Origin of the sequence: Plantactinospora sp. WMMC1484 (assembly GCF_049315195.1) — a bacterium.
Taxonomy (GTDB): domain Bacteria; phylum Actinomycetota; class Actinomycetes; order Mycobacteriales; family Micromonosporaceae; genus Plantactinospora.
Window position 1 is genome coordinate 5,707,648 of the sequence record NZ_CP186055.1, and the last position, 25,636, is coordinate 5,733,283.

General features: G+C 73.3%; 19 protein-coding genes. 8 read left to right on the forward strand and 11 right to left on the reverse strand.

All coding sequences use genetic code 11. The annotated features are described in order from the left end of the window. Window positions 1-79 precede the first annotated feature (79 nt). A complete protein-coding gene (locus tag ACN28C_RS24820) occupies window positions 80-976 on the forward strand; it encodes a hypothetical protein (protein WP_422769931.1) in 897 nt (298 codons plus the stop codon). Between the two features lie 102 nt (window positions 977-1,078). Beyond that, the gene (locus ACN28C_RS24825) at window positions 1,079-1,936 is read left to right on the forward strand and encodes a lysostaphin resistance A-like protein (RefSeq protein WP_422769932.1); all 858 of its coding nucleotides are present in this window, start codon (window positions 1,079-1,081) and stop codon (window positions 1,934-1,936) included. Here the strand turns inward: ACN28C_RS24825 and ACN28C_RS24830 are convergent. Genes ACN28C_RS24830 through ACN28C_RS24855 form a run of 6 tightly spaced genes read right to left on the reverse strand, consistent with a single transcriptional unit; the run spans window position 1,904 to window position 9,078 of the window. Then, window positions 1,904-2,383 carry a protein-tyrosine phosphatase family protein gene (locus tag ACN28C_RS24830; protein ID WP_422769933.1) on the reverse strand — a complete coding sequence of 160 codons (480 nt, stop codon included), beginning with the start codon at window positions 2,381-2,383 and terminating at the stop codon, window positions 1,904-1,906. The two genes, ACN28C_RS24825 and ACN28C_RS24830, sit on opposite strands and share 33 nt — an antisense overlap. Continuing rightward, window positions 2,380-2,787 carry an Imm50 family immunity protein gene (locus ACN28C_RS24835; RefSeq protein WP_422769934.1) on the reverse strand — a complete coding sequence of 136 codons (408 nt, stop codon included), beginning with the start codon at window positions 2,785-2,787 and terminating at the stop codon, window positions 2,380-2,382. Before ACN28C_RS24835 ends, ACN28C_RS24830 begins: the two co-directional genes overlap by 4 nt. A 12-nt stretch (window positions 2,788-2,799) precedes the next feature. After that, complete coding sequence (locus ACN28C_RS24840) at window positions 2,800-7,293, reverse strand: HNH/endonuclease VII fold putative polymorphic toxin (RefSeq protein WP_422769935.1); 4,494 nt, start codon at window positions 7,291-7,293, stop codon at window positions 2,800-2,802. Between the two features lie 55 nt (window positions 7,294-7,348). Next, window positions 7,349-7,642 (reverse strand): WXG100 family type VII secretion target, encoded by a 294-nt coding sequence (locus tag ACN28C_RS24845; RefSeq protein WP_422769936.1) that lies wholly within the window; start codon window positions 7,640-7,642, stop codon window positions 7,349-7,351. 17 nt (window positions 7,643-7,659) lie between these two features. Continuing rightward, window positions 7,660-7,995, reverse strand: a complete 336-nt coding sequence (locus ACN28C_RS24850; RefSeq protein ID WP_422769937.1) for a WXG100 family type VII secretion target — start codon at window positions 7,993-7,995, stop codon at window positions 7,660-7,662. A gap of 60 nt (window positions 7,996-8,055) precedes the next feature. After that, window positions 8,056-9,078: a hypothetical protein gene (locus tag ACN28C_RS24855; RefSeq protein WP_422769938.1), complete on the reverse strand. Its 1,023-nt coding sequence runs from the start codon at window positions 9,076-9,078 to the stop codon at window positions 8,056-8,058. A 64-nt stretch (window positions 9,079-9,142) separates the two neighbouring features. Here ACN28C_RS24855 and ACN28C_RS24860 point away from each other — a divergent pair, with 64 nt between their 5' ends. The 3 genes from ACN28C_RS24860 to ACN28C_RS24870 are packed head-to-tail and all read left to right on the forward strand — an operon-like array spanning window position 9,143 to window position 10,530. Then, entirely contained in the window at window positions 9,143-9,436 is a 294-nt protein-coding gene (locus tag ACN28C_RS24860) for a hypothetical protein (protein WP_422769939.1), read from the forward strand. Between the two features lie 7 nt (window positions 9,437-9,443). Next, window positions 9,444-10,169 carry a hypothetical protein gene (locus ACN28C_RS24865; RefSeq protein WP_422769940.1) on the forward strand — a complete coding sequence of 242 codons (726 nt, stop codon included), beginning with the start codon at window positions 9,444-9,446 and terminating at the stop codon, window positions 10,167-10,169. After that, a complete protein-coding gene (locus ACN28C_RS24870; RefSeq protein ID WP_422769941.1) occupies window positions 10,162-10,530 on the forward strand; it encodes a hypothetical protein in 369 nt (122 codons plus the stop codon). Before ACN28C_RS24865 ends, ACN28C_RS24870 begins: the two co-directional genes overlap by 8 nt. Here ACN28C_RS24870 and eccD read toward each other — a convergent pair. Next, window positions 10,432-11,754, reverse strand: coding sequence for a type VII secretion integral membrane protein EccD (eccD, locus tag ACN28C_RS24875; protein ID WP_422769942.1), 1,323 nt, complete (start codon window positions 11,752-11,754; stop codon window positions 10,432-10,434). The two genes, ACN28C_RS24870 and eccD, sit on opposite strands and share 99 nt — an antisense overlap. 148 nt (window positions 11,755-11,902) lie before the next feature. Here eccD and eccCa point away from each other — a divergent pair, with 148 nt between their 5' ends. Beyond that, window positions 11,903-15,928, forward strand: a complete 4,026-nt coding sequence (eccCa, locus tag ACN28C_RS24880) for a type VII secretion protein EccCa (protein WP_422769943.1) — start codon at window positions 11,903-11,905, stop codon at window positions 15,926-15,928. A gap of 217 nt (window positions 15,929-16,145) precedes the next feature. On the opposite strand, the gene ACN28C_RS24885 is transcribed toward eccCa, so the two are convergent. Further along, window positions 16,146-18,632: a family 20 glycosylhydrolase gene (locus ACN28C_RS24885; RefSeq protein ID WP_422769944.1), complete on the reverse strand. Its 2,487-nt coding sequence runs from the start codon at window positions 18,630-18,632 to the stop codon at window positions 16,146-16,148. Window positions 18,633-18,888: 256 nt separating this feature from the next. Here ACN28C_RS24885 and ACN28C_RS24890 point away from each other — a divergent pair, with 256 nt between their 5' ends. Next, on the forward strand, window positions 18,889-21,084 hold the full coding sequence (locus tag ACN28C_RS24890) for a discoidin domain-containing protein (protein ID WP_422769945.1): 2,196 nt from the start codon (window positions 18,889-18,891) through the stop codon (window positions 21,082-21,084). A gap of 578 nt (window positions 21,085-21,662) precedes the next feature. Here the strand turns inward: ACN28C_RS24890 and ACN28C_RS24895 are convergent. The 3 genes from ACN28C_RS24895 to ACN28C_RS24905 form a co-directional block, all read right to left on the reverse strand. Continuing rightward, window positions 21,663-22,661 carry a cation diffusion facilitator family transporter gene (locus tag ACN28C_RS24895; protein WP_422769946.1) on the reverse strand — a complete coding sequence of 333 codons (999 nt, stop codon included), beginning with the start codon at window positions 22,659-22,661 and terminating at the stop codon, window positions 21,663-21,665. 301 nt (window positions 22,662-22,962) lie between these two features. Further along, the gene (locus tag ACN28C_RS24900; protein ID WP_422769947.1) at window positions 22,963-23,655 is read right to left on the reverse strand and encodes an RraA family protein; all 693 of its coding nucleotides are present in this window, start codon (window positions 23,653-23,655) and stop codon (window positions 22,963-22,965) included. A 175-nt stretch (window positions 23,656-23,830) separates the two neighbouring features. Then, window positions 23,831-24,460 carry a maleylpyruvate isomerase family mycothiol-dependent enzyme gene (locus ACN28C_RS24905; protein ID WP_422769948.1) on the reverse strand — a complete coding sequence of 210 codons (630 nt, stop codon included), beginning with the start codon at window positions 24,458-24,460 and terminating at the stop codon, window positions 23,831-23,833. Between the two features lie 132 nt (window positions 24,461-24,592). Here ACN28C_RS24905 and ACN28C_RS24910 point away from each other — a divergent pair, with 132 nt between their 5' ends. Next, window positions 24,593-25,579, forward strand: a complete 987-nt coding sequence (locus tag ACN28C_RS24910) for a sigma-70 family RNA polymerase sigma factor (protein WP_422769949.1) — start codon at window positions 24,593-24,595, stop codon at window positions 25,577-25,579. Window positions 25,580-25,636 lie beyond the last annotated feature (57 nt).

Here is a 25,636-nt window from a genome sequence, read left to right on the forward strand (position 1 = left end):
CAGAGAACATGTATAACTACTGACAGTGATCTGACATATTGTTCCGTCCTGTCGTCGTCCGATACCGAGAGGAAGAGGCGTGACACGTGGGCAAGTGGGCCGGCCCGGCCTGGCGACCGGTCTCCACAGGCCGGTGGGCACCATGTCCGCAGCGCTCTACGGCGAGCTGCACCCGCACCCGTGGCGTGACCCGGAGACCACCCAGGATGCCTACATCCTGTTCCACGACAGGTCGCTCGCGATGGGCTGGCTCGACGATCTCGGCGGGACCGTCCGGATCACCGCCGGGGGCGTCGAGGAACGCCCCACCGGCGGGCCGGGTCTGTGGGGCATGAACGACGCCGGGCAGGACCATCCGCTGGCCCTCCCCGAGAGCTCGCTGGTCGCCTGGTTCCAGGTCGGCGTCGAACCGGTGACCGGCGACCGGCCGCTGCCGGTGCAGCCCTTCCTGCGCTGTGCCGCCGACACGGTGACCCGGATCGGAGGGCTGCACCTGCGGGCGGTGCAGCTGCTCCTGCCCGTCCAGGGCATCGACGCCTCGGCGCGTCCGGCCTACGCCGAACTGCCGGCGCTGCGTACCGCCGGCTGGTTCAGCGGCGGTGACCCGCGAGCGAGGACGCGGGTGCGGGTCATCCTGGACAGCGGTCAGGACCCGTCGATCCGTATGGCGGCGCCGCGGATGCGGGAACGGATGGGCCGGCTGGAGCAGGAGGTCTTCGCCTGCGAGTCGCTCTCGCACGAGGATCCGGCCGACGACGATCCGCTCGCGTCGCGGCCTCCGTTCGAGGACCACTTCTGGAACGGACCGGCGCGGTACCGGGCGACCCTCCACGGGACGCTCGCCGAATGGTCGCCGGACGCCCTCGGCTGGCTGGGCGGCCTCCTCGCCGACCTGGCCGCCCGGCACGGGATCACCACCCCGCTGCTGCTGACCGCCACCCGCCTGGAGCCTGCGCCCACGGAGTCCCGGCGGTAGCTGTCGGCGGCCAGGCGCAGGACCGCCGTGCGCCAAAGGATGTACGGAGAAATCATCACGTCGGGTGAGGAGAACTCCGGTCGGACTCGGCACGCTGGAGCGATGGGCAAAAGGATCTTCACGGCGGTCGGGCTGGCGCTGCTGCTCGCCGCGCCGGTGGCACTGGCGCTCTCCGGCGACACCGACGTACGCACCTCCGCCGACGCCGAGGCTCCGGCCAAGCCACTGGCCGCGATCGTTGCCGCCGCGATCGCCGGCCTGCTGATGGCCCGGCTCGTGCCGCTCCGGCTCCCCGCCATGGCGCCGGCCGGGCCCGCCGAGCGCCCCGCACTCACCCGGCAGGCCACCGGGCTGGTCGGGATCGCCCTGCTCCTTCCCGCCCTGGTGCTCGCCGTCGACATCGGCGTCTGGTACGGGCCGGTCAAGCTCGCCCTCTTCTTCGGCGGCGCCGCCCTGCTGCTGCGGATCTGGCCGACCGCCTGGCGGGGCGGCCGGGAGCACCGGCGTGCCCTGCCGGACCGGTGGTACTGGCTCGGCCCGCTTCCCGCCCTGCTCGGCTGGGCCTACCTGCTCTATTACAGTCCGCTGGCCGGCACCGGGGACGTCTCCGGATACCGTCACCACGACCGGCTCTACCTGCTCGCCGCCATGCTGTTGACCTTCCTCACCGCCAGCGTCGCCGAGGAGATCTTCTACCGGGTGCTCCTGCAGACCCGGCTGGAGGCGCTGCTCGGACGCTGGCCCGCCGTCGTCGCCACGTCGCTGCTCTTCGCCGCCATGCACGCCCACCGGATCGGTGACGGTCCGCTCGGGGAGATGGTCGCGGTGGTGCTCGTCTGGAACGGCGGGTTCGGCCTTCTCGCCGGCTATCTCTGGTCCCGCTACCGCAACGTCGTCGCCGTCGTCGTGCTGCACACCGCCGTCAACTCACTCGGCCTGTTGCCACTGTTTCTCGGGTGAGCCCGGAACGTCGCCGGATGCGGTGAACCGGGCGACGAACCGGCGCTGCCAGGGTGTCTCCACCGCGCCCGGGGCGTAGTGCCGGCGCACGAAGGAGACCGCCTCGGCGGCGGGGACGCCGTCGAGGACGGCGAGGCAGGCCAGGGCCGTACCGGTGCGGCCCCTCCCGCCGCCGCAGGCGAACTCCACCCGGTCGTCACGCGCCCGCTCCCACGCCTCGCGCAGCACCGCCCGGAAGTGGGCGCGGTCGTGTGGGAGCCGGAAGTCGGGCCAGCGCACCCAGCGGCTCTCCCAGGAGGTCTCCGGCGGCATCCGGCCGAGCAGATGGACGGCGAAGGTCGGATCCGGCCCCGGTGGTGCCGGCCGCCGCAGGCCACGGCCGCGGACCAGGCGCCCGGACGGCAGGCGGAGCACCCCCGCACCCGACGGTGCCCAGGGCCCGGTCACCGGGGTACGCCGGACGGCTGCCGGTACGCCGAGACCGCGGTGAGGTCGACCGCGTCCGCCCGCAGGTCGAGGCGGACCGCGTCGGAGGTCATCCGCACCGCCACCACCCCCTCCTCGCGGGCCAGGGCGAGGCCGGCCCGGATCTGGTGGCTCCAGCCCCGCAGGGCGACATCCCGGACACCCACCATCGTCAGCACGACCTGGACGACGTTGTAGCCCTGCGCCCGCCACTTCGGCGGCGCCGGGTCGGGATAGCTCGGCAGGTCGATCCGCAGCCGTACGGACGGTCCGTCACGATGCAGCGTGATCTCGTGTACGACGACGTCGTCCAAGGCCGGCGGCGCGCCTCCGTAGATCGCGGTGATACCGCGTGCGTCCATGATCAGGTCCCACCAGTGCGACATGACAACTGCCTATCAGAAGGGATAGTGCTCCAGCGTCCCGGGCACGTGGCCGGTTCTGGTGTTTTCGGGTGGCCGCACGTTGAAGTGCGGCCCCTGGTCGCCGACGCCGCCCTCGCCGAACCGGTGCCCGGCCGCGTGGTCCTGGATGACCACCTGACTGCCGTCGGGACGGGTGTAGGTGTATTCCCTGGTCATGACGGGCTGGTTGTTCTCGCCGAGGATCCGGCGCCCGTCCCGGTCGGTCAGTGGGACCCGGTCCACCCGGTCGGGATGCTGTGCCCGGGGGATCCCGAGGTCCCGCTTGGCCTGGTTCAGCGCGCCGCTGCGCCCGGGGGCGGGATAGGGGGTCAGGCCGAGCGGGTCGATTTCGCGGGTGGGGTTGGGGACGTACGCGTGCGGGTCCGGACCGGGGTCGAGGCCGAGCGGATCCGTCGACTGGTAACGGGCGGTGGCCGGGTCGTAGTAGCGCTGGTAGTTGTAGGACGCACCGGTCTCCGGGTCGTGGATCTGGCCGGGAAAGCGCAGCGGGCAGTCGACTCCGCTGTCGCCCGCATGGGTCGGGATCCCCCAGACGGTGGTGCGCCGCTGCCAGACCACCCGCCCGTCCGGGGTGACCAACTCGGTCGGGGTCCCGGTCAGGTCGGCGACGATCGCGTAGAAGCGGCGGTCCACCTCGGCCTGGTCCACCTCGGCCTGGTCCACCGGAGCTTCCGGCCGGCCCACCATGCCCGCGTCGGTCTGGGCGATCGGGGTGAAGGTGCCGGGGGCGTACTCCCAGGTGCTGGTCTGCCGGTGGTGGCTCTGCTCGACCAGCAGCGGGCCGTCCCAGGCGTATTCGACCCGCTCGACCACGGTGCCGGCGGCGTCCAGCCGCTCCTTGCCGGCCCGCCGGCCGAGCGCGTCGTAACGGTAGCGCCAGCGGGTGCCGTCGGCGGTGGTGACGGCGACCAGCCGGTCCTCGCTGTCCCACTCGTAGCGCCACGTCGCCGGCCCGGTCGAGTGTCTCCTGCGCTGCCGCAGCACCATCCGGCCGGCCGCGTCGTACTCGTAACGCACGTTCCCGGCCCGCCGCAGCAGGGTGCCGGTGTACTCCCGCTCCCCCCGCTCCTCCCCCAGCCCCTCGCCCTCGCCCGCCCCGCTCCAGGTGGCGGCGGTGATGCTGCCGTTCCCGTCGTACGCGTACCGCTCGGTCCAGCCGGCGGCCCGCACGGCGGTGATCCGGCCGACCCGGTCCAGTTCCAGCTGACGGCCGCCGGTGAGCTGGTCGGCGATCTCCAGCAGGTAGCCGTCGATCCGGTACCGGTAGGCGCGGTGCGTGACCATCCGCGGCGGCCCGCCGCCCGGCGCCGTCCCCGGGGTGGCGGTGAGGATCTGCGCGAGCAGCCGGTGGTTCGGGTCCCAGGTCTGGGCGAGCACCAGGTCACCGACGGTACGGCGGATCTCCCGCCCGGCCGCGTCGTGGTCGAACCGGACCGTCCGGCCGGCCGTGTGCAGCGCCACCGGCCGGTGCCCGCCGTCGTACTCCCAGACGCTTCCCACCCCGGCCGGCGTACGCCGCCGCACCCGCCGGCCGAGTTGGTCGTAGCCGGAGGTGACGGCCCGCCCGTCCAGGATCTCGGCGACCACCCGGCCGAGCCGGTCCCGCTCCAGCCGCAGCTCCGCCCCGGGCGAGGCGGCCCGGCGCAGCCGGCCCATCGGGTCGTACTCGAAGGTGGTGACGCCCTCGGCGGTGCGCTTGCGCAGCACGTTGCCGGCGGCGTCGCGGTCGAGCTCGACGCGCTGCCCGGCGCCGTTGTCGCGGGCCACCAGCTGCCCGGCGGCGTCGTGGGTGTAGGTCTGCCGCCGGCCGTTGAAGTCGGTCTCGGCGACCAGCCGACCGGCCCGGTCGTAGTCGTAGTGCCAGGTCAGGCCCTGCGGATTGCTGACCGTACGCAGCCGCAGCTCGGTGTCGTAGCCGAAGGTCAGCCGGCTCCCGTCCGGCCCGGTACGCGCCGCCGGCAGGTCGAAGGGACCGAACTCGACGAGGGTGGTCGCCCCGCTCGGGTCGATGTGTGCGACGAGGTTTCCCTCGGGGTCGTAGCGCCACTCCTCGCCGGCACCGTCCGGGCGACGCCGCCAGGCGAGCCGGCCCTCGACGGTCCAGCCGAGCCGGGTGGTGCCGCCGAGCGGATCGGTCACCTCGACGACCCGGCCGGCCGGATCCCGCCGGTAGCGGGTCACCGCCCCGGTGGCGTCGACCACCTGGTTGATCAGCCCGGCCCGGTCGGTGCCGATCCGGAGGGTGTTGCCGAGCGGGTCGACCACCTCGGTGAGGTGACCGGACCGGTCGTAGCGGTACCAGGTGGTGGCCCCGGCCGGGTCGGCGAGCATGGTCAGGTTTCCACGGGCGTCGTACGCGCGCCGCCAGACCGCGCCGTCATGATCGGTGACGGTGAGCGGCTGGTGCAGGTGGTTGTACCGGGCGGTGGCCCGGGCGCCGTCCGGGCGTACCACCTCGACCAGGTTGCCGTCGTCGTCGTAGCCGTACCGGGTGGTCCGGCCGAGGGGATCGGTCTCGGAAAGCTTCCGGTCGTAGCGGTCCCAGGTGCAGGTGGTGACGTTGCCGAGGGGGTCGGTGATCCGCTCGGCCTGCCGCAGCTCGTTGAGCTGGTAGACGGTCTCGTTGCCGAGCGAGTCGACCACGGTCGTGGTCCGGGCGGCCGGGTCGTGGTGCAGCCGGCCGGTCAGGCAGCCGCCGGTGCCGGTGGTCGCGACGCAGCGACCCTCCTCGTCGTAGCCGTAGCGGTATTCGGTGCCGTTGCGGTCGGCCCACCGGGTGATCCGGCCGGCCAGGTCGTAGTCGAAGCGCAGCGGCAGCCCGGACGAGTCGGTGACCTCGGTCAGGTCACCGAATTCGTTGTAGCCGAAGCGCAGCAGTACCGTGTCCGGTCCGCCCTCCGTCCCGGCGGCCAGGGCGAGCGCGACGATGCGGTTCTCCTCGGTTGTCACCAGGACCCGGTAGCCGCCGGAATGCACCAGCTCGGCCGGTGCTCCGGTCTCGTCGTGCAGGATCTCGATCCGGTGCCCGTTGCGGTCGGTCACCGCGACCAGCGGCAACTGGGTCAGCGGGCCGCCGGCCAGCGGGCCGCCGGGCACCGGCCCGAAATGCCGGGTCCAGCCCCGGCGCGGATCGGTGACCGCCCAGCTCCCCGGCCCGGGGCCGGGCTCCAGGGTCCAGCGAGGGCCCTCCAGCGGCAGCCGGGCCGGCCGGCCCGCCCCGTCCGCCGGATAGATCAGGGTCATCCCGTCGTCGGTGGCGAGGTAGAGCCCGGTGTCGTCGACCTCGACCCGCTGGTCCAGCGTGGAGGCCCAGGACCGGCCGAACCAGCTCCCCATCCGGTACGACGACAGGTGCGTCCGGCCCAGCACCAGCGGCAGCGAGCCGGGCAGCTCGACGTCGGTCTGGCTCAGCACCATCTCGCCGCCGGCGATGTCGATCGGGTCGAGCCGGACCAGCCGGCCGAGCGCCTCGATCCCGTTGCCGCGCGGGTTGGCCAGTCCCCAGCGGGCGACCGAGAGCATGTTCCGGCCCCGGTTCGCCACCGACGAGAAGGCCTGGGCGACCCGGGTGCCCCGGAGCAACCCACCACCGACCCGGGCGAGCCGGCCGAAGGGGACGACGGTGAGCACCCCGTCGATCAGGATCGAGGTGAGGCTCCCCTGCCCGGTGGCGGCGTAGACCGAGGTGTCGATCAGCAGGGCAGCGGCTCCGGCGGCGATGGCCAGCGGCGCCATCACCGGGGCCAGCACCGGGATGAAGGCGAGCAGTCCGGCGACCAGCGACACGATCTTGAGTGCGCCGGAGAGCTGTTGCAACAGCTCCCGGTTGTCCCGGACGAAGTTGGTGAACTGGCCGCCGAGATCCCACCACTTCGGGTTCTCCGTGAACCGCATTCCCTTCGCCTCGTTCACCACCGCCACACACTCCCGTACGGCGGTGGTGAGCTCGCCGCGCAACGCGGTCGCCTGCCCGACGCAGTCGTCCCAGTCGCGCTGGGCCGCCGAGAACGCGGCGCCGGCCGCACCGCTGTCGGACCGGTAGCTGTCCGGGGCGGTCTCCTCCGGCGACCGGTCCGCGACCTCCCGCTCGTGCCGGGCATCGGCCTGCGCCGCCCGGTCGACCCGGCCCCGGGCACTCTGCACCGCGGCCCAGAGCCCGGGTGCCCGTTGCGCGAGCGGGCGCATCTGGTCCTGGAGCGTGCCGAGCCGGTCGGCGAAACCGGTCAGGCCGGCCGCCACCCTGTCGAAGGCGTCCCCGGTGATCCGCAGGTGCCGGGGCATGTCCGCGTGGAGCCCGTCCCGGAACTGGTCGCCCTCGGGACCCACGAACTGCCCCGTGTCCAGGCCGGTGATCTGCGCGCCCGCGTCGGTCGCCGCCGTACCGAAGCTCTGCCAACGGCTCGCCGACGACCGGATCGCCGAGGGATCGCCGTCCATCCTGAACAGGTGCGCCGGAAACTCCGCCATCTACACCCGGGCCCTTCCCTCGCGGCGGGCCGGTCGTCGCCCGACTCTCCTCAGGTCAGCCCTGCAGGGTGCCGCGCACCTGACCCCGCATCTCCTGCACCGACGTGGTGGTCTGGCCGAGCGCCTGCCGCACCGAGTCGAGGATCTGCTTGACGGTGTCCGCGGCAGTGTTCCACTGCGTCTGGATGCCGTTGTAGATCTCCATCTCGTCACCCTCCCAGTTGGCCTTCACCCGGGTGACGAAGTTGGTCAGATCGTCGAGACTCGCCTGCACGCCGTTGGCCACGGCGGCGATGTCGCCCTGTGCCGACCCGGCGGTCGACTCGTCGTAGCTGAACACGTCCGACATGGTCCGCAGCTCCTCCGCTAGCCCCGGAACTTCGCGCCATCCCAGTTGGCCGAGCCCATGGTCGACTGCAACTGGCTGGTCTGCTCCGAGTGGTAGGTGTCGTACAGTTGGCCGGCGGAACCGACCCGGCTCTTGATGTCGGTCAACGCCTTGTTGAGGTCGGCCATCGCCTGGTTCCACCGCTGGGTCAACTGGTCCCAGCTCTGGAACGCCGAACCCTTCCACACCGCCGGCAACGGCTCGATGGCGGTGATGAAGGACCTGGCCTGGCTGTTCAGTGCGGCAACCGAGGTGTCCAGGTTGGACGAGTGTTGGTTGACCGCGTTGTCGGTGATCGAAAACTTGGTGCTCATCGACGCCTCCCTAGCTGACGACCCGCATCCATTTCAGCACGCTCCGGCAAGAACCCACACTCAACGATCGGACCGCATGTCCCGGACGATCCGCGAGACCAGTGCGAGGACCGTCTCCCGGGTCTGCGGCGCGAGGTCTGGCCAGCGCAGCGGCCCGGGCGCCCGCAGCGCCGGGTCGTACCGGAGGCTGAAGGTTGGCACTCCGAAGACCGGCTCGGCCTTCGGGGCCAGCGCGTCGGACCGGGCGGCGTCCCGCTGGACCAGCACGTTCACCGCCACCTCCTCGATAGGCCGCCACAGCAGCGGGGCGATCCAGGATCGGCTGCGTTCCAGCCGTTCGAGCCGGCGCTCGTCGTCCGGGACCACGATCACCACCCGCTCCGCCCTGGTCAGCGCGACCGGCACCACCCGATCGGCGGTGAGCGGCGGCGTGTCGGTGACCAGCAGCGGAAACCACCGGGCCAGCGCGGTGGTGGCCGGCGCGTACTCCTGCGCGCCGACCGGGCGGTCCACGGTGCCGGGCGCCGGGGCGAGCAGCATCATCGACTCGGCCAGCGCCAGCCGCTCCCGCAGCCAGCGGTGGCTCACCGCGCCCGACCGCCGCCCGAGGTCCGCGTCGCGGATACCGAGACCGGCCAGGACGGTCCCGGTCGACCCGCCGGACCCGGCCGCCAGCCGGCCGTGCAGCCCACCGCCGCCCGCCGCGTCGACCGCCAGCACCCGGGGACCCTGATGCCGGGCCAGGGCCAGGGCGACCAGCGCGGCCACCGTGGACCTTCCAGAGTGCTGGACCGGCCCCACCACGGCGATCGAACCCGGTCGTAACGGCGCCGCCAGCGCCTCGGCCCGGAGCCGCTCGGTACGCAGCCGCGCGGTGATCCGTGGATCCAACGCCCGCCATGCCGCCAGGCCGACCGCCCGCAGCAGCGGGGCGCCGCGCTGCCCGACCCGCCCCGGCGGAACCGGCTCGGGTCCGGGGGCGGGAACGGTCGCCCGGGCCGAGACGGTCGCCATCCGGGCCGGACCGGAACGCGGCGCCGGTGGCCGGGGCGGGGTACGCGAGGGCTGTCGCTCGTCGGCCATCCGGTGGTCCCTCCGAATAGACGTGGGTTGCTAGCCTGTGAAGCGGCGATGGCTGGGAGGCGGGATGACGTACGTTCAGTATCCTTACGCGACGCTGATGAGCCTAGGGCGGAATCTGACCACCCTCAGCGAGCAGCTCGAGGCCGACCATCGCGGCGTCGTCGACTGCGACGGGCTCACCGACGACCACGCCGACATCCAGAACGCCATCTCGGACTTCCGCGACGAGTGGAAGACCAGCCTGCTGGAGCTGATGAACAACATCGGCAGCTGGGGCGGGCTCTCCACGGCGATCGGCCAGATGGTCTCCGACTTCGACAACCAGACCGCGGCGGCGCTGCGGCCGACCGAGGCGTAGCCCGGCCGTGAGCGAGGCGCCCACCCTCGGTCCGCTCCCCTCGACCGACCTGAAGCTCAACCCGCACGCCCCGCACCCGGACTTCGAGTGGCTCATCGGTCTGCCGTCCGACTGGGTGCTGCTCGACACCAACCCGGAGTCCTGGCAGCGCAGCGCCGAACGGGTGGTCGACGACCGCTTCGCCGGGCGCCGGCTCCGCGCCGCCGAACGCCGCGCCGTCCTCGACTTCCTGGAGCAGCTCGTCGCCGACTGCCAGCGCGCCGGTGCCGCGCTCAGCATGGTACAGCTCGGCGCGATGAGCAGCGGCGTCGTCGGCAGCGCCGGGCTGCACCTGGGCTGGTTCGACTCCGCACCGCGCGGCGCCGGGCTGAGCCTGGTCCGGCAGACGCTGCCGCGTACCGGCACCGTCGAGGAGCTCGACACCCCGTGCGGGCCGGCCGTGCTGCACCGGGACGTCGCCTCCACCGTGCCGCCCGGCGGGCTGACCCGGGTCCGCTCCACCGTGCTGCAGCTCTTCGTGCCGATCGCCGGCACCACCTGGACCGCCGTGCTCAGCGCCGCCACCCCGCACCCGGAGCTGGAACGCGTGCTGGGCGACGTGATCGTGGCGGTGGGCCGCAGCATCAGCCCGGCCCAGCGGGTCAGGTCGGGCGGTGTCGCGGGCGACGGGAGCGACGGAACCGCCGACCCCGACGGGCGGGGCGGGGCGGGATCGGCACCGGGCCGTGGCTGACTCCAAGGGCCGGGTGGTGGTCGAGGCGCACACGCTGCGTACCGCCACCGCCAAGGCGGCGCTGCTGCACGGGTCCCGGCGCGGGCCACGCGAGCTGCGCCGCCCGTACGCGGCGGTGATCGCCAGCCTGGTGCTCGGGGCACTCCTGCTGGTCGCGGTCTGGGCGATCACGTCGATCGGCGGGCTGCTGGCCGAGCAGCGCCGCCAGCGCGCCCTCGACCGACCGCCACCGGCCGCCGTGCTGCTACCGGCGCCGCCGGGCTCAACCGGCCGCCCAGGCGAAGCCGCCGAAGACCGCGATCACCAGGGGCACCAGGCCGAGCACCGCCACCATCTCGACCAGGTCGAAGAGCTGCCGTAGCCGGGCGGCGCCGACGTCGTCCAGCCGGGACCGCCCGGCCGCGACGACCGCCACGACGAGCAGGGCGGTCGCGCCGACCAACGCCCAGGCGGTGACCGTCGGCTCGGCACCGGCCCGGTGCAGCGTGCCGAGCACCGCCACCACCCCGGCCACCACCGGCGGCACCAGCATGGGCAGGACCTGACCGAGCCGGGTGAAGGCCCGCGACCGGAGCGCGAAGACCAGCGCCAGGACGCCGCCGAGCAGCATGCCGACCACCGAGCCGCCGGCGAGCAGCAGCACGCTGACCGCGGTGGCGACCAGGCCGATCCCGGCCACCGCCCCGGTGAGTACCGCCTGGCCGCGACCGACCGCCGCCGCCACCAGCTCCCGGCCGACCCACTGGCTCTCCTCCTGCCGTCGCAGCAGGTCGACCAGGTGGGAGGAGCCGAGGGCGAGCTGTGGGGCAAGGCCGACCGCGAAGACCACCAGCACGGCGCCGACGGCGGCGACCCGGGTGCTGTCGAGCCCGGCGACCAGCAGCACCGTGCCCAGCACCCCGAACACCGCGACCGCGAGTCCACCGGCGGCCACGGCCCGCCAACGCGCACCGGCGAGCAGCAGCAGCGCTGCCCCGGCGCCGGCACCGACGGCACCGGCGGTGACCTGGGCCGATGTCTCCCAGCTGGCGGAGCGGGCGGCCAGCGCCGCAGCGGCCGTCCAGGCGGGGACGGCGGCACCGACCAGGAAGTCACCGCCGCGACCGCGCAGCAGCCGGCCGGCGACCGCGGCCAGCACGGCGACCGCGGCCAGGGCGCCGGCCACCAGCCCGGCCGGCGCCGCCGTGACGACCAGCGCGTACGTCGCGACGCCGACCACCACCCCGGCCAGCGCGGCACAGCCGAGCATCCGGGCGTCGCCGTCCCACTCGCTGCCGTCACCGTCCAGGGTGGCCTGCACCTCGTCGACGACATCGTCCACCACCGGCGGCAGTGGCGCCTGCTCCGGCGGGGTCAGATAGAGCCGGTCCGCGTCGACGATCCCGGCCTCCTCCAGCGATCGGCGCGGATCCAGCCCGCCGCCGGACAGCGTCGAGAGTGTCCAGCGCCCCGCCTCGTACGGCGGCAGCGAGAGCAGGTCACACATCTGCGGCAGCAGCTCCACCACCGGCCGGGCCGCCGGCAGGCTGATGTCCAGGCTGCGCCGTTCGGCCACCACCGTCACCCGGGTGAATCGAGTCGCCATAACACTCCGTCCGAGCACCATCGGCCAACCGTGGACGTCACGCCGATCCTCGACCGAACGCTGTCGATCCCGTACTACTCTAGGGTTCCGCAGCACCACCGGTCGCCTGGTCGACCGGTCGGTCGTCCCCGGCCCGGAAGGTGGTCCGATGACGCAGCGGGTGGTCCACCGTCCGGCCCGGATCCCGCCCCCGGAGCCGGAACTCGGCGCGCTGGACATGGTCTCCCCACCGGCGCTCCCCGACAGCGGCGGCGGCTTCGCCGGCGTCATGCAGGTCTTCCTACCCGTCATGGGCGGGGCCGGCATGCTGCTGATGATGATGGCCAACCAGAACCCGGTGATGATGATCGCCGGGGCCGGCATGCTGACCGCCACCGTCGTCGGCGGGATCGCCGCCTTCGTCGCCCAGCGCACCGGCTCGGCCCGGCGCTTCGCCCAGCAGCGCCGCCGCTACCTGGAATACGTCGACCGGGTCCGGGACCAGATCCGGGTCGACGCCGCCGCCCAGCGGGCCGCCGCGCAGCACCGCCATCCGGTGCCGGCGGCCCTGCCGGACCTGCTCCGGGACCCCACCCGGCGCTGGGAGCGGCGACTGTCCGACCCGGACTTCCTGGTGCTGCGGGTCGGACACGGCCAGGACCGGCTCTGGCGGCGGCTGAACCTGATGGCCGACGAGCACAACCCGCTTGTCGAGCTGGATCCGGTGACCCTGGCCGCGGCCCGGCTGGTGGTCGACCGGGAGCGGCTGCTCGACGACATGCCGGTGGCGGTGCCGGTGGCCGGGGTGGTGTCGGTGATCGGCGGTCCGGGCGAGACCCGCGACCTGGTACGCGCGCTGGTCGCCCAACTCGCGGCGCTGCACGCCCCGGACGACGTACGGCTGGCCTGGTTGCTCGGCGGGATGGCCGGTCCGGAGTTCGACTGGCTCAAGTGGCTGCCGCACTGCCTGCACCCCAGTGAGTACGACGGCCCGGCACCGCGCCGCCTGGTGGCCGCCAGCGCGACGGCGCTGGCCGCGCTGCTCGCCGACACCCTCGGCGAGCGGGTCGCCGAGGTCAACCGGGCCCGCCGACTCGGCGCCCCGAACCACCGGTTCCGGGGCAGCCGCCTGGTGATCGTCGTCGACCAGCTCTCGGCCGGGCCGGTGGATCCGCTCGGGCACCTCGACCCCGACCTCGACCTGGAGAGTCTCGGCATCGCCACCGTGGTGCTGGTGCCGGACCGGCAGTCCGAGCCGTCCCACGTCGACGTGCGCGTGCTCTGCGAGGGTGGTCAGGTCACCGTCGAGGACCTGCGGCCGGTGCCGGAGACCCGGGCCGAGGAGATCCGGGCCGGGCGGGACCGGCTACGCGGTGCCGCCGCCGGCACCGTCGACCAGGTCGGTCCGGCCGAGATCGAGGCGCTGGCCCGGCAGATCTCCCCGCTACGGCTGGTCCCGGACACCGTCGAGGAGGCCCCGCTGGAGGCCGCCGTCGACCTGCGCGGCCTGCTCGACATCGGCGACGAGGCGAGCTACGAGGTGACCGCGCAGTGGGCACCCCGGCTGCTGCCGGAGTTCCTGAAGGTGCCGTTCGGGGTCGGGCCGGACGGCAACCCGGTGCACCTGGACGTCAAGGAGTCGGCACTGGGCGGGATGGGGCCGCACGGGCTCTGCGTCGGCGCCACCGGCTCCGGCAAGTCGGAGGTGCTGCGTACCCTGGTGCTGGCCCTGGCCGTCACCCACCCGCCGGAGCGGTTGAGCCTGGTGCTTGTCGACTACAAGGGCGGCGCGACCTTCGCCGGCCTGGAGCACCTGCCGCACACCTCGGCGATGATCTCCAACCTCTCCGACGACGCCGGGCTGGTCGACCGGCTGCACGACGCGGTGCAGGGCGAGATGAAACGCCGGCAGGAGATCCTGCTCGACGCCGGCAAGCTGGCGAACATCACCGAATACAACCGGCGGCGCGACGCCGGGGCACCGCTGCCGCCGCTGCCGAACCTGATGGTGATCATCGACGAGTTCAGCGAGCTGCTCACCGCCAAGCCCGACTTCATCGAGCTCTTCATCGCCATCGGCCGGATCGGCCGGTCGATCGGCATCCACCAGCTCCTCGCCTCGCAGCGGCTGGAGGAGGGGCGGCTGCGCGGGCTGGAGTCGTTCCTCTCCTACCGGCTCGGGCTGCGCACCTTCAACGAGCAGGAGAGCCGGGTCGTGCTCGGGGTGCCGGACGCGTACAAGCTGCCGCCGCTGCCCGGCTCCGGCTACCTGAAGGTGGACACCACGGTCTTCGAGCGGTTCAAGGCGGCGTACGTCTCCGGGCCGTACCAGCCGCCGGCCGGGGCGGAGCTGGTGGAGAGCCCGCCGGACCCCAGCGTCTTCCTCCTCTACAACCTGCCCCGGCAGCCCTCGCGGCCGGTTGACGAGCGGACCGCCGCCGAGGCGCCGGCCGAGGCGCCGACCGCGCCGACCACCCTGGACGTGGTGGTCCGGCGGCTGCGCGAGCACGGCCGGCCGGTGCACCGGATCTGGCTTCCGCCGCTGCCCGCCGCGCTGCCGCTGGACCGGGTCACCGGCCCGCTGGAGGTCGACCCGGCGTACGGGCTGGTGGTCCCGATGGAGCTGCGTGGCCGGCTGCGCATCCCGATCGGCCTGGTCGACCGCCCGACCGACCAGCTGCAGGAGCCGTTCCAGCTGGACATCTCCGGCGGGGGCGGACACGTCTGCGTGCTCGGTGCGCCGCAGACCGGCAAGTCGACCCTGCTGCGCACGCTGGTCGCCGGGGCGGCGCTGAGCCACACCCCGCAGGACATCGCCTTCTACTGCGTCGACTTCGGCGGCGGAGCCCTCGGCGCGCTGGCCAACCTGCCACACGTCGGCGGCGTCGCCGGGCGACTCGACCCGGACCGGGTACGCCGGATGGTGGCCGAGGTCAGCACGATGCTCGCCGAGCGGGAGCAGCTCTTCGCCGCGCGCGGCATCGACTCGATCGACACCATGCGGCAGGCGCACCGGGAGGGGCGGATCCCGGAGCTGCCGGCCGCCGACATCGTGCTGGTCATCGACAACTATCCGGTGCTGAAGAGCGAGTTCGAGGACCTCACCGACATGGTCCAGGACATCGGCGCCCGAGGGCTCGGCTTCGCCGTACACCTGGTGCTGACCGCCGGCCGCTGGGCCGACCTGCGGATGCAGTTGCAGGCGGTGATCGGGTCAAAGATCGAGCTGCGGCTCAACGACCCGCTCGACTCCAGCATCAAGCGGCAGGCGGCGGAGAACCTCCGGGCCGACACCCCCGGCCGGTGCCTGACCCAGGACGCGCTGATGGCGCACGTGGCGCTGCCGCGCATCGACGGCAGCGACGACGTGGCCACCGCGCAGAAGGGGATGGACGACCTGATCCACCGGGTGGCGACCGCCTGGACCGGGCCACCCGCACCGGCCATCCGGATGCTGCCGACGATGGTCGACTACGCCGAGGTGACCGCGAACGCCGGGGACGACGGCCGGGTCCGGCTCGGCCTGGACGAGGCCGAGCTGCGCCCGACCGTGCTCGACCTCTTCGGCGCCGACCAGCACCTGCTGGTCTTCGGCGACTCGGCCAGCGGCAAGACCTCGCTGCTGCGGCTGCTGGTCCGGGACCTGACCGCGCAGTACACCGACGACCAGGTGGTCTTCGCCGTCATCGACCTGCGCCGGACCCTGCTCGACGCCGTGCCCGAGCCCTATCTCGGCGCGTACGCCGGCACCGGCACCGCCGCCGCCGGCCTGGTGCACGGGGTCTCCGGCGAGGTACGCAAGCGGCTCCCCCCGGACGACCTCACCGTCGAGCAGCTCCGCAACCGGTCGTGGTGGCGGGGGCCGGAGATCGTGGTGCTCTGTGACGACTACGACCTGCTCGGCGGCGGGGGGCCGGGGCCGCTGGCGCCGTTCCTGGAATTCCTGCCGCAGTCCCGCGACCTCGGCTTCCACCTCGTGGTGGCCCGGCGCAGCGGCGGGGCCGGCCGGGCCATTCACGAGCCGGTGCCGCAGCGGATGAAGGAGGTCGGTTGCGCCGGCCTGCTCCTCTCCGGCGAGCGACAGGAGGGGCAGCTCTGGCCGCAGGGCTACCTATCCGTCCAGCCGCCCGGCCGGGGCCGGCTGATCCGGCGCGGCCGCCGGCCCACCCTGGTGCAGCTGGCCTACGTCGAGTAAGGCCCTGCCCCCGGGACCGGGGCCGAGGCGGTCCGGGGGCAGGGGGTCGGGGCGTGTGTTGGTTGTGGGGCCGGGGTCGGGGCGTGTGTTGGTTGTGGGGCCCGGGTCGGGGCGTGTGTTGGTTGTGGGGCCCGGGTCGGGGCGTGTGTTGGTTGTGGGGCCCGGGTCGGGGCGTGTGTTGGTTGTGGGGCCGCCTGTCGCGGGCAGGGTTCGGGGCCTACAGGCCCCGGCACTGCCCGGTGGCCGGGCCGCGCACCGTGTTGGGTACGCCGCCGTCGACCGGTGCCGGCGTGTTGCCGGTGCAGACCAGAGGGCCGGCGACCGTGTTGCCGGCGAGCAGTGGTGCGGCACCGGTGCCGGCGTCGGTGCCGGTGACCACGAGCGGGCCGTCGACCCGGACCCGCTCGACGACGAGTTGCCCGGTGGTGCCGGTGAGGGTCACCGGGCCGGCGACCGAGCCGCCGATCAGCTCCACCCCGGCCGCCCCGGCCGCCTGCACCGGGCCCCGGATCGACGCCGCCGAGGCGATCAGCGCGCCGCCGGGCCGGACCGTGACCGGACCGGAGACGGTGGCGCCGGCCAGGCAGGTCACCCCGGCCCCGGCCACCAGCGGACCACGATGCTGGCCGGTAACGGTGCGGGTGCAGGTGTCGACGGTGACAGTGAACCCGGTGCTGCTGCTGGTGCCACCCGGGCGGGTCACCGTCACGGTGGCCCGGTAGACGCCGTCGCGGGCGTACCGGTGACTGGCGGTGGCCGTGTAGAGCCCGTTGACCCGGGTGACGGTGCCGGGGGTGCCCGCCACGGTGGCCGGGGAGCTGCTGCCGTCGCCCCAGTCCACGGTCGCGGTCACCTGATCGGGTGCGGCGCCGGGCGCGGAGATCGAGGCGAGGGCGCCGTCGACCGTACGGGAGTCGCTGGCCACGTCCGGCGCGGAGACGTCCACCCGCCACGGCACCTGCGGCGACGTGTGGAAGTTCTGCCCGGCGAGCTGCCAGCGCAGGCCGTGCCCGGCGATCCGGTCGACGAAGGAGTCGAGGGTGCGCTCCGGGTGGACGTTCGGGGACCAGCCGATCTCGGCCGTCGCCGGCAGCCGGGGGAAGGCCTGGAACTCGATGTCGGCGCCGGTGCGCAGCGTCTCGGACCACATCGGCGACTCGACGCCGAGGATGTGCGCGTCGGTCACCGCCGGCAGCGTCTCCCCGCCTACCGTCCGGGCCGGAATGTAGCTGCCCGGGTCACTGCTGGTGCCGGACCAGTGGTAGAAGTGCGACACGTCCAGGATGCCGGCCCAGCCGAGCCCGAGCGGGCTCTCCGGCCACTGCCGCATGTCCAGGTAGGTGTGGTTGGCCGGTGACATGACGACCTTCATGCCCTTCTGCACCGCCCGCCGGGCCGTGTCGCCACCCGCACCGGCCGGGTTGCCGTTGTTCCAGAACTGGGCGACCGCCGGGGTTGCGCCGGGCCGGTCGAAGGTCGCCTGGGAGATCTCGGCCCAGCCGATCGGGATCTTGCCGTGCGCGGCGACCAGCTCGGCCTTGCGGTCCACGAAGTCGACGTAGCGCTCGTGCGACAGGATCGACGCCGGCACCTCGTCGCCGCCGAAGTGGTAGTACGGGCCGGGGGTGAGCGCGCTGAGCTGCGCCACGACGTCGGTGAGAATCTCCCAGGTGTGCGGGCTCTCCGGGCAGAGGGCGCTGTAGCCGACCGCCCCGGTGAGGTTCCACACCGGAGGGTTGCGGTTGCTGCAGTTGACGTCCGGCAGCACCGGGTCGGCCTCGGGTCCCGCGTACGACATGATGATCGCGTTGGTGTGGCCGGGGGTGTCGACCTCGGGGATGACGGTCATGAAGTGTTCCGCGGCATACTCGACGACATCGACGTACTCGGCCTGGGTCCAGTAGCCGCCGGGATCGTTGTCGATGGAGAACTGAGCCCCGATCTCGGTCAGCTCGGGCCGGCCGTCGATGGCGATCCGGAAGCCCTGGTCGTCGCCGACGTGCAGGTGCAACGTGTTGACCTTGTAGGCGGCGGCCTGGTCGACCAGCCGCTTGACCACGGCGGGCGGCTGGAAGTGCCGGGCGATGTCGAGCATGACGCCCCGGTAGGCGTAGCGGGGGACATCCTCGATCCGTACCCCGGCGACGGTCCACGGTCCGGGGCGGAGGGTGCGGCTCTCGATCCACGGCGGCAGCAGTTGGCGCAGCGTCTGCACCCCGTAGAAGAGGCCGGCCGGACGGGCGGCCGCCAGGCGTACCCCCTCGGCGGTGACGTCGAGCCGGTAGCCCTCGTCGCCGAGTCCGGTGGCGGCGACCAGGCGCAGTTCGATGTCGCCGGAGCGCGCCGCTCCGGCGGTGGTGACCGGCAGCGGATAGCCGGTGGCGGGGCGCAGCAGTCCCGCCAGCTCGTCGGCGACGCCGCCGACCTCCGGGCCGGCGCCCGGAGCCAGCACGATCCGGGCCCGCGGGGCGAGCGTGAAGGTCTCCCCCGGCACGGCTTCCGCGCTGGCCGGGATCGGGACGATCCGGGCCGGCCCCTCCGGTGCGGCGGCCGCCGGAGCGACCGGGCCGGCGAGCTGACCGGCGAGCAGCGCCGTCTGTGCGGTGAGGACGACCGCGAGGGCCGCCCGGCCGGGCCGGGTCGCACCGCTGCGCCCCGTACGCCCGTCGCGGGATCCTGTTCTCCGTCGGTCCGGCGTCTTCATATCACGCCCTCCTGCTCCGGCCCGGGCGGGGCGAGTGCCCGCCGTCCGCCGAATGATAGGAAGCCTTCGCTCTACTGTAAAGAGTCCTAACCCTTTGCTCCAAGTGCAAGGAAGGGCCCCCGCTTATCGTTTTCTGTTGTAGCGGGGGCCCTTCCTTACATGGCAGAGTGGGTGAGAGAGCGCTCTCTCAGTCGAATCGTCACCGGCCCGCATCCGGGCCGAAACCGTTGCGGGCCCTCAGCTCAAGGGAGCATCGATGAACAGCGCTCTGTCCCCACCCCGGTGCCGCGCGCCCGGGCCGCGCCGATGGCGGCTGCTGGCCGCGTCGGCCGTGGTCCCGATCCTGCTCGCCGGATATCTGACCGTCTCCGCCGGCACGGCCGGCGCGGCCGAGACCCTGCTGTCGCAGGGCCGGCCGGCCACCGCCTCGTCGGTCCAGTCCGCGGCCATGCCGGCGTCGGCCGCCGTCGACGGCAACACCGGCACCCGCTGGTCGAGCGCCTTCGCCGATCCGCAGTGGTTGCAGGTCGACCTCGGCACCGTCACCCCGGTCAGCCGGGTCGTGCTCAGCTGGGAGGCCGCCTACGCCAGCGCCTTCACCATCCAGACCTCGACCAACGGCTCCACATGGACGACCGTGCACACCACCACCAACGGCACCGGCGGGCGGCAGGAGATCACCGTCACCGGCTCCGGCCGCTACGTCCGGATGCACGCCACCCAACGGGCCACCGGCTACGGCGTCTCGCTCTGGGAGTTCCAGGTCTACGGCGAGACCGGCGGCACCGACTGCGGCACCGCAAACGCCGCACAGGGTCGGCCGGCGACCGCCTCCTCCACCGAGTCGGCCGCCTACCCGGCCTCGGCGGCGGTGGACGGCAACACCGGCACCCGGTGGGCCAGCGCGGCCGCCGACCCGCAGTGGCTCCGGGTCGACCTCGGCAGCAATCAGTCGATCTGCGGGGTCACCCTCACCTGGGAGGCCGCGTACGCCTCGGCGTTCCAGATCCAGACCTCGACGGACGGTACGACCTGGACCACGGTGCACACCACCGGCAACGGCACCGGCGGGACGCAGAACCTCACCGTCACCGGATCCGGCCGCTACGTCCGGATGTACGGCACCGCCCGGGCCACCTCGTGGGGCTACTCGCTCTGGGAGTTCGCGGTGCGCACCGGCGGCGGCCCGACGGCACCGCCGCCGACCACTCCCCCGCCGACCACTCCCCCGCCGACGACCCCTCCGCCGACCACCCCGCCGCCGGGCGGCAGCGTGCTGCTGTCGTACTCCAAGCCGGCGGTCGCCTCCAGCAACCAGAACGACGGCACCTGCTTCGAGTGCGTGCCCGCGCGGGCCTTCGACAACGATCCGGCCAGCCGGTGGGCGACCAGCGCCACCAGCGGATGGGTCGACCCAGGCTGGATCTACGTCGACCTCGGTGCCACCGCCGCCATCACCCAGGTGGTGTTGCAGTGGGACCCGGCCTACGCCACCTCCTACCAGATCCAGGTCTCGCCGAACGCCAGCGCCTGGACCCCGATCTACTCCACCACCAGTGGCCGGGGCTTCAAGGAGACGCTGAACGTCACCGGCACCGGCCGGTACGTCCGGATGTACGGCACCGCCCGGATCGGCCCGTACGGCTACTCGCTCTACGAGTTCAAGGTCTACGGCACCGGCGGCAACCCGACGCCCCCGCCCGCGATGCCGCCGGACCCGACGTTCCCGGCCACCACCCTGGTCTGGAGCGACGAGTTCAACGGTCCCGCCGGCAGCAAGCCCGACCCGGCGAAGTGGACGATCGACCCCGGCACCGGACAGAACAACGAGATCCAGTACTACACCAACAACGACAACGCCTCGATGAACGGCAGCGGCGCCCTGCTGATCGAGGCACGTCGGCAGACCGCCGGCGGGCGCGACTACACCTCGCACCGGATGAACACCGGCAACAGGTTCCACGTCCAGTACGGTCGGATCGAGGCCCGGATCCAGGTGCCGAAGGGCAACGGCCTCTGGCCGGCGTTCTGGATGATGGGCGCCGACTTCCTCACCGGACGGCCGTGGCCGTACAACGGGGAGATCGACATCATGGAGGTACTCGGCCGGAACACGCTGGAGGGATACTCGACGCTGCACGCGCCGCAGTACAACGGCGGTGGCGGCTACGGGCAGAAGTACCCGGCACCGGGCGGTGTCGACTTCTCCGCCGGCTTCCACGTCTGGGCCGCGGAGTGGGACAGCCGGGGCATCACGTTCACGGTCGACGGCCAGACGGTCTTCTACGCCAGCAAGGAGACGGTGGAGTCCACCCGTGGCCCGTGGGTCTTCGACCACCCCTTCTACCTCATCCTGAACCTCGCCGTCGGCGGTGACTTCCCGGGACCGGTCGACTCGACCACGCCGTTCCCGTCCCGGATGCTCGTCGACTACGTACGCGTCTACCGCTGAATCAGGGATGGCCGGTACGGCGGACCGGCCACTCCGCAGATTCCGGCCGTGCAGATTCCGGCCGTGCAGATTCCGGCCGCGGCACCGGCCAGAACGAGGGCCGGGGAGACCGCGCGACACCGGGAGATGTCGGATGCGCGGCGGCGCCGTTGGCCGGTCCCGGTGCTGGCCGGGCATCCGCGGGTCGTCGCGCTGGCCGAGGAACGCCGGATCGCGCCACGCCGGTCCCTCGACCCTGCCGGTGGTGCTCTCCGGCACCGCAGGGGTCGGCAAGGCCGCCCTGGCACTGCACTGGGCACACCACGCCCGGCAGATGTTCCCCGACGGGGAACTCTACGTGAACCTCCGTGGCTATGACGTCGACCGGCCGATGCCACCGCAGGAGGCGCTGGCCACATTCCTCCGGGCGCTCGGCGTGCCCGGCACCGAGGCCGGGTACGCCTGCGTCTGCACCGCCTGCTCGGGGTGCCCGAGCAGGCCGAGTCCCGTGAGCAGTTGGCGGCCGTCGACCCGCCGAGCCGATCGCCCCGGCGGCCGTCGACCCGCCGAGCCGAACCGACGCAGTCGTCGAACTGTCGTCATGACCGGCAGCTGTCGGTCGACGGTACGGGCCGGCCCAGCGTGCTGCCGCGCCGCCGGTGCGACAGTTCGGCGTGGTGGTGGTCGCCGGGGTGGCTGGCCGGATCGGTGTGCAGGGTGGCACCGCCGAGTCGCGGCACGGCGTGGCTGAGCTGGTGCTCGGCGTCGGCGGCGACCTCGTGTGCCTGGAGCAGGGTGAGCTCGGCGTCGACCACCAGCGTCGCCTCGGCGTGCAGCCGATGGCCGATCCAGCGTAGCCGTACCGCCGTCACCTGCCGGACGCCGGGCACCGCGAGCAGGGTCGCCTCGGCCTGGTCGACCAGATCCGGGTCGACGGCGTCCATCAGCCGCCGGTAGACCTCCCGCGCGGCATCCTTCAGCACCAGCAGGATGGCGAGCGTGATCAGCAGGCCGACCACCGGATCCGCCCACCGCCAGCCCAGCGCGGCACCACCGGCGCCGAGCAGCACGGCCAGCGAGGTGAACCCGTCGGCGCGGGCGTGCAGCCCGTCGGCGACCAGGGCGGCGGAACCGATTCGCCGGCCGACCGAGACGCGGTAGCGGGCGACCAGCTCGTTGCCGAGGAAGCCGATGAGCGCGGCGGCGGCGACGTAGGGCAGGTGCCGGACGTCCTGCGGATCCAGCAGCCGGCGGACCGCCTCGTAGCCGGCGAAGGCGGCGGAGCCGGCGATGGTGGCGACGATGGCGATCCCGGCGAGATCCTCGGCACGGCCGTAGCCGTAGGTATAGGCGCGGGTCGCGGCGCGGCGGCCGAGCAGAAAGGCGATCCCCAGGGGTACCGCCGTCAACGCGTCGGCGACGTTGTGCAGGGTGTCGCCGAGCAGCGCCACCGAACCGGACCAGGCCACGACGAGCGCCTGCAGTCCGGCGGTGACGCCGAGAACGGCGAGCGAGATCCAGAGCGCGCGCAGCCCGGCCCGGGACGACTCCAGGGCGGTGTCGACCCTGTCGACCGTGTCGTGTGAATGTGGACTCAACAGGTGGCCGAGGCGGTGCCGCAGGTCGTGCCACCAGGTGGACGGGGCTGACCGGTGTGGCCGCTGTTGCTGACTCCGGTGGCCTCCGTGCTCGTGGGTCATTGCCGTCATCACCCCTTCGTGGCGGTCGGGGCGCCGCGACCGCTGGCGTGAGGTTACGTGCTCGTGTACGCACGCGACAACGAAGCACGTGCCAACCCGTCGCAACAGCAACCGCCTGGCGGCCCGTCGCGACAGCAACCGCCTGGCGGCCCGCCGCCGGCCCCTGGCCGATCACCGGAGCCGGGGACGGCGGGCCCGGCTACTCCTCGATGGCCCCGCCGATCCGGCGCAGGTGCCGCCGGAAGCTGTACGCCGGATCGTCGGCCCGCCGGGCGAGGTAGTCCGCGAAGCCGGTCTGCTGGCGCAGCGTTTCCCCGGCCCGGATCCGGTCGGCCTGGTCACGTTCGGTGCGCCGGATCCGCTGCGCCACCGCCAGTACCTCCTCGGTCCGGTCGGCCGCGACGAAGAGCACCCCGTCGGCGTCGCCGAAGACGACATCGGCCACGCCGACCAGGTGCGTGCCGAAGCCGGCACTGACCAGCGCCTCCGGCTCCTGCTCGTCCAGGCGTACCGGCCCGGGCGGGTAGCTGCCGTAGCTGAAGACCGGAAGGCCGATCTCCACCAGCTCCGGCGTGTCGCGGTGCAGGCCCCACACCACCAGTCCGGCCAGGCCCGCCGCCCGAGCCTCCAGCACCACCAGGTCACCGACGCAGGCCTCGTCCGCCCGGCCACCGTTGTCGACGACCAGGACGTCGCCCGGGTCGGCGCCGTCCAGCGCCTCCAGGAAGATGTCGACGCTGCCGTAGTGCCGCGCCGGCAGCACGCGTCCGGCGATCCGCTGCCCGGGTACGACCGCCGCGATGCCGGACGGCGCGATCCGCAGCGGCACGTCGAGGCGTACGCAGGCGTCGGCCAGCAGGGGGGTGGAGAGGTCGGCGAAGGTGTCGTACACGTGATCTTCCTTCCTGGTCCGGCGCGATCGGCGGCGGCCGGTGCTGCCGTGGCGGTTCGCCGTCGCGTTACTCGGCGGGGCGATGCTACCGACGCTGGTCCGGTTGCCGGCCGGGCCAATTCGATGGTGGTGGCTCCGGTCGGCCTCTCCGCGCGGGCGGTCGCGGGCGCCGCGATCACGGGCGCTGGGAGAAGTGCGCCGCCGGCTCGCCGTGCAGGCGTCCGGGTGGCAGTCGGCGCCCGCAGAGCACCAGGAGCAGGTCCTGGGCGAGGCCGTGCAGCGGTGCCCCGGCGCCGTGGCTCCAGTCGAGGTCGGTGGCGTGCAGCGCGACACCGGTGAGGTCGACGCCGAAGTAGGCGACGTTCCTCGCTCGCATCCCGGTCAGCACCATGGCGATCCGCCCGGGTGGGACCTGCCGGTCCAGGCCCAGCCCGACCGTGATGTCGAGCCCGTGGATGACGTCGTGCGCGAGTGCGCCGTGCGCGCCGCCACCCGGCGGTGTCCAGGAGTGCCCGACGTTGTCGCGCAGCGAGCCCAGCAGGTCGCCGGTGCCGAGCCGGGCGGCGTCGCGGCGGGCGACGCGGTCGGCCATCCGGTCGAAGCTGCCGCGCGCCCTGAGCAGCTCCAGTATCAGCCCGCCGATCGAGGTCCGGTACGGCATCGTGGTGTGCGCGACCACCTCACGTACCCGCCAGCCGGCGCAGAGCGTGGGCGCGTCCCACTGCTCGGGGCGGAGCATGCCGAGCAGCTCCACCTGGTCCCGGCGTTCCTCCCGCACGGCGGCCCGCACGTCGTCTTCGTCCATCGTCTCTCTCCCGTCCGGCTGGTCGGCCCGTCGCGGGCCTCGGTGGTGGTACGGGGCGGGCCGCGGATACTCATCGGTCGGGGCGGCACCGAGGCGCTTCGGCTGGTGGGGACGGTGGGTATGGTCGGTCGGGTGGTGGAGACATCGACCGGGGAGACCGCGCGACTGGAGCCGTTCCGGACGGAACTGACCGGCTACTGCTACCGGATGCTCGGTTCGGGATTCGAGGCCGAGGACGCCGCGCAGGAGACGCTGGTACGCGCCTGGCGGTCCTTCGACCGGTACGACGAGCGGCGCGGGTCGCTGCGCACCTGGCTGTACCGGATCGCCACGAACATCTGCCTCGACATGCTGCGCAGCGCGCAGCGCCGGGCGCTGGCGATGGACCTGGGCCCGGCAGCCGAGGGGGCGGAAATCGGTGCACCGGTGACGGAGCGGAGCTGGATCCAGCCGGTTCCGGACGGCGCGGTGCTGCCGTCGTACGGCGATCCGGCGGAGCTGGCGGTACGGCGTGAGACGGTCCGGCTGGCCTTCGTGGCCGCGTTGCAGCACCTGCCGCCCCGGCAGCGGGCCGTGCTGATCCTGCGCGACGTGCTCTGCTGGCGCGCCGAGGAGGTGGCCCGGTTGCTGGAGACCACGGTCGCGTCCGTGACCAGTGCCGTGCAGCGGGCGAGGGCGACGCTGCGAGCCGTGGGCCGGGCTGCGGGCGAGCCGCTGCGGCCGGACGATCCCGGCCAGCGCGACCTGCTGCTCCGCTACTGCGACGCCTTCGAGCGGCACGACGTGGCCACGCTCGTGGCGCTGCTGCACGAGGACGCCACGATGTCGATGCCGCCGTTCCGGTGGTGGCTGCGCGGCCGGGACCGGATCCGGCTGGCGCTGGAGGATCCGGCGGCGTCGTGCGCGGGTGCCCGACTCGTTCCGGTCGCGGCGAACGGGTCGCCGGCGTTCTGGCAGTTGCGGCCGGGGCCGGACGGCGGCTACCTGCCGTTCGGCCTGGTCCTGCTGGACGTGGTCGACGGGCTGGTCGTGGGACTCACGACGTACCTGGACGTCGAGCGGCTGCTCGTCCTCTTCGGGGAGCCGGCGAAGGTCCAGGTCCGGGCGGTCGGGCGATGAGATCCGCCTCCACCGTCCGGGCTGGAGCGGTGGACCGGAGCAGCGGGGGTTCGAGCA